At 26.8% G+C, this 4,095-nt stretch carries 5 protein-coding genes; 4 read left to right on the forward strand and 1 reads right to left on the reverse strand.

Going from position 1 to position 4,095, the window contains the following annotated elements:
• Positions 1–27 precede the first annotated feature (27 nt).
• The 3 genes from HMPREF2663_RS08485 to HMPREF2663_RS13040 all read left to right on the forward strand — a co-directional run bounded on the left by HMPREF2663_RS08485 (position 28) and on the right by HMPREF2663_RS13040 (position 2,093).
• On the forward strand, positions 28–522 hold the full coding sequence (locus HMPREF2663_RS08485) for a terminase small subunit (protein WP_064206533.1): 495 nt from the start codon (positions 28–30) through the stop codon (positions 520–522).
• Between the two features lie 172 nt (positions 523–694).
• Positions 695–1,345: a nucleotidyltransferase family protein gene (locus HMPREF2663_RS08490; protein WP_012085746.1), complete on the forward strand. Its 651-nt coding sequence runs from the start codon at positions 695–697 to the stop codon at positions 1,343–1,345.
• Positions 1,346–1,358: 13 nt separating this feature from the next.
• A complete protein-coding gene (locus HMPREF2663_RS13040) occupies positions 1,359–2,093 on the forward strand; it encodes a Panacea domain-containing protein (protein WP_012104246.1) in 735 nt (244 codons plus the stop codon).
• Positions 2,094–2,255: 162 nt separating this feature from the next.
• Here the strand turns inward: HMPREF2663_RS13040 and HMPREF2663_RS08500 are convergent, their stop codons facing one another.
• Positions 2,256–2,864, reverse strand: coding sequence for a hypothetical protein (locus tag HMPREF2663_RS08500; RefSeq protein WP_047511747.1), 609 nt, complete (start codon positions 2,862–2,864; stop codon positions 2,256–2,258).
• Between the two features lie 473 nt (positions 2,865–3,337).
• On the opposite strand from HMPREF2663_RS08500, the gene HMPREF2663_RS08505 reads away from it, so the two are divergent.
• The gene (locus HMPREF2663_RS08505; protein ID WP_000855537.1) at positions 3,338–3,979 is read left to right on the forward strand and encodes a fusidic acid resistance EF-G-binding protein FusB; all 642 of its coding nucleotides are present in this window, start codon (positions 3,338–3,340) and stop codon (positions 3,977–3,979) included.
• Positions 3,980–4,095 lie beyond the last annotated feature (116 nt).

The raw sequence follows: 4,095 nt of genomic DNA on the forward strand, positions 1-4,095 counted from the left end.
CTCATTCTAGTTATAAGGAGTGATGATATGGAAAAATTAACGCCAAAACAAGAACGTTTTGCGAATGAGTATATTAAGACACTCAACGTTACTCAAAGCGCTATAAAAGCAGGATATAGCCCCAATAGTGCACACGTAACAGGTAGTAGGTTATTACGAAAAGACAAAGTAGACGAATACATTAAAAGTAAGAAAGACGAGATTATGGACGATACCATTTTGTCGGCCAAAGAGACGTTGTACCTATTAACACAATCAGCAATAGGTGATGAGACTGAAACAAAGGAAGTTGTGGTTAAGAGGAGCTCATTTGAGCGCAATCCAGATACAGGACGCATGAACCTTGTATATAACGAACATGTGGAAACAGTAGATGTACCTATTAAGACTAGTGATCGTTTAAAAGCTCGTGATTTACTCGGTAGGTACCATAGCTTATTTACTGAGAAAGTAGACTTAAATGTAGCTACACCAGTGTTTGTTGATAATATCGGTGAAGATGATGAAAGAAAAGAGATTTAAAAGGGTTGTAAGAGCAATACCCGAATACAGAGTTTCATATTGATGATATAAGGAGATTTGGGAAGTAAAGAAGATTAATTTTTTAAATTATAATATATTGTTGTAATTTTGATTGTTTCTAAGAAAATATAGAGTTATACTTAACAGAACTATATTTGATTAGGAGTAAAATATGTCTTATGATGATGAGTTGAATTTTCTTAAAAAAATAATTTCTGTAATCTATGAAAGAATGACTAATTACGCTGATACCTTTGTTGAACTAAGAAATAATAAAATTAATTTTAAAAAGAAATGTGTTTGTGATTTTTTGGATGATAAAAATACGTATATTGATAGTGAGTTGTTAGATAATGTAGTGGTTTTTAAAGAAATAGTAAAGAAAGAAAATAGAATCTTATTGATTGATGAAGAGTTAGAATTAGAAATAGATAAACGTATTAAAAATGAAAGGTCTATTTATAACAAACTTTTAAAATATCAAGCAAAAAATGGTAAAGGAAAGTATCCTATTATTAAATGTTTAAATGATTTGTTAGGGTATAGATTCACTTTACAAAGCGATATTGATTTAAATAATGTATATAATATATTAAATGAGTATGTTTATGAGAATTTTAATGGTAAAATAAAGATAGTAGACGCTAGTAAAAATGACTATAAAGCAATTCACTTATATTTTAAGATTGATAATTTTTGTTTTCCGTGTGAACTTCAAATATGGCTAAACAAAGATCATAAGAATAATAAAAAATCGCATAAAATATATAAGCAAGATTATTTAAATTGGGAAGAATATGAAAGTGAATTAGAAAAAAAGTAGGGTGGTGAGATAAATGTACAAACATTATTTAATAATTTTGGAAGAATATGACCATGAAGGAAGATTAGCATTCCATATGACTATAACTGAAAAAAAAGATCTTGAAAAAATAGAACTTTATGAAGAAGATTTAACAGAATTAGGTATTGGTTTTTATACACATTTGATTACTACGTCAAAAGATACAATTCAAAGTATAAAGGAAAAAGATAGTTTTTTTGAAAATGTAACCATTTTCGAAAAATATTTTGACTTTAAAAACGTTGCTAAATCTCCTCACGGATTAAATGCTATGGATATAGCGAGATATATTTTAATGTTGAAACCTACTACTCCACTTAAACTTCAAAAATTACTTTATATAGTATATGAAAGATATTTTTTAAACAGAAAAATAGAGTTATTTAAAGAGAGATTTTTAGCCTTTGATTATGGGCCTGTAGTTAAAGAAGTTTATTCAGTATACAGGGGGCAAAGTGACGTACTTACTGAAAAAGATGATCAGTCTGTATATAGTGTGATAAGTAATGCTACTACTCCAATAACATATAAAATATTCAGAGAAGAGGATTCTGAATATATTAGTAGTTTAATAAAAGATGTTATTGATGAGTATGATGGAGTGTCAGCTTGGGACATGGTTGAAAAAACTCACAAAAAAAACACAGCATGGGATAAAGCATATAAATTAGGACAAAATAGTCCCATTACTGTAGATTTAATAAAGTCATCGGTACCAGTAAAATAACTTTTACGTTCCACACACTCTCATGTGGTGTTTTTTTACGCTGAGAAACTTCCTGTGTCGCAGTGAGGAATGAGCTTTTGTAACTACGGTAAGTTATATAATAAAGGATGTCGTATGATACAACATCCTTTATTAATTGTGCTCTATAAAAATTAACTCGTCTTAAGTAAAGAATAAGTTTTTAATCGTTAATGCTATACCTAATATAGTGGCAATAAAAGAAAAAAAGCCTAAGAGTAAGCTTTTTATGAAAGAAAGCTTAAATTTAATTAGTTCATCTCGTTGGTGACTTTCATCGTTAAATATCCAATTGTAAATAGAAGTAATTATATTTCTCAAAGTTTGTATCAGCCAGTAAGAAATAAGAACTGAAGTAATAATAATAATATAATTATCAAAATGAGTAAGATTTTCTATACCTTTTCTAATAAATATGTATATATGATAAGAAATAATAATTATTAGAGTAGTTATTTTAACAAATTTTAATAATGAATTTTTACCTTTAAAGTAAACTACATAAAACATCATTAAATACAATGCAACTACCCAAAATATAAGAATTAAAGAAACAGCGCTTGACAAAGCTTCAATTAATGATTTATTCATAAATGTAACCTTGTATGCTAAAATAAATGCATAAGTTATTAATGTAAAAGGACTTAAAAATAAAGCGCCGATAGCATTTTGCAAAAATGTTTTAATTTCTAAACTTTTAAAGTAGTTACAAAAATGATGGAACTGCTTTTGCTTTTTTGCTGAGAGTTTCATAAAAAAACACTCCTGTTTAGCAAGTTTAATTCTATATAAAAACTATAAAAAATATATCATAATGAAACTTTTTCTTACAATACTTTTTGCAAAAATGAAATGATTTGTTTAATGATAATTTAAAGGGCAAAAAAGGGTACAGTTTTGAAATAAAGGACAAGAGTATGAAATTATTAACAATATAAGACGTTGAGAAACGTTCTGTGTTTCGATGAGTGAAACGATTAACTCTGGATTTACCCATGTTATTTTTTTTACTAAGAGTAACATTATGAGTAATTAATTAATATTGAAGTGATATAAATGAATTTAACAGTTCGGGAGGTGATGATGTTATGTTAAAAGATATAACATATTTAAAGCTATTGGATCTTGAATATAAGATGCTTTGTAGCTAAATTTAATCAACATTATCACAAAGTATCTTATTTATTAATAAGTAAAATAAATATACTTGTGAAAGGTTGAAAACAATGAAAACAATGATTTATCCTCACCAATATAATTATATCAGATCGGTTATTTTAAGATTGAAAAATGTATATAAAACGGTAAATGATAAAGAAACCGTCAAAGTTATTCAATCGGAAACCTATAATGATATTAATGAGATTTTTGGTCATATAGATGACGATATTGAAGAATCTTTAAAAGTATTAATGAACATCAGATTATCAAACAAAGAAATTGAAGCAATACTTAATAAATTTTTAGAATATGTAGTACCTTTTGAACTACCTAGTCCGCAAAAACTTCAGAAAGTATTTAAGAAAGTTAAAAAAATAAAAATACCTCAATTTGAAGAATATGATTTGAAGGTAAGTTCATTTGTAGGATGGAATGAACTTGCATCAAATCGGAAATATATAATATATTACGATGAAAAAAAACAATTAAAAGGACTTTATGGAGAAATTTCTAATCAGGTTGTAAAGGGGTTCTGCACAATTTGTAATAAAGAATCTAATGTTTCATTATTCATGAAAAAGTCAAAAACCAATTCGGATGGTCAATATGTAAAAAAAGGTGACTATATATGTCGAGATAGCATTCATTGTAATAAACAATTAACAGATATTAATCAGTTTTATAATTTTATTGATAAACTAGATTAAGGAATAAACTATGTTTGTGAAAATTGTGATTGTTAAATAATATTTTTTACCGTTAATTATGGATATAAATAGCTTTAAATTCAGAGGGCAAAAAAAGGGCATAATTTTGATGATAA

Source organism: Staphylococcus sp. HMSC077D08 (assembly GCF_001837945.1).
GTDB classification, from domain to species: Bacteria; Bacillota; Bacilli; order Staphylococcales; family Staphylococcaceae; genus Staphylococcus; species Staphylococcus epidermidis.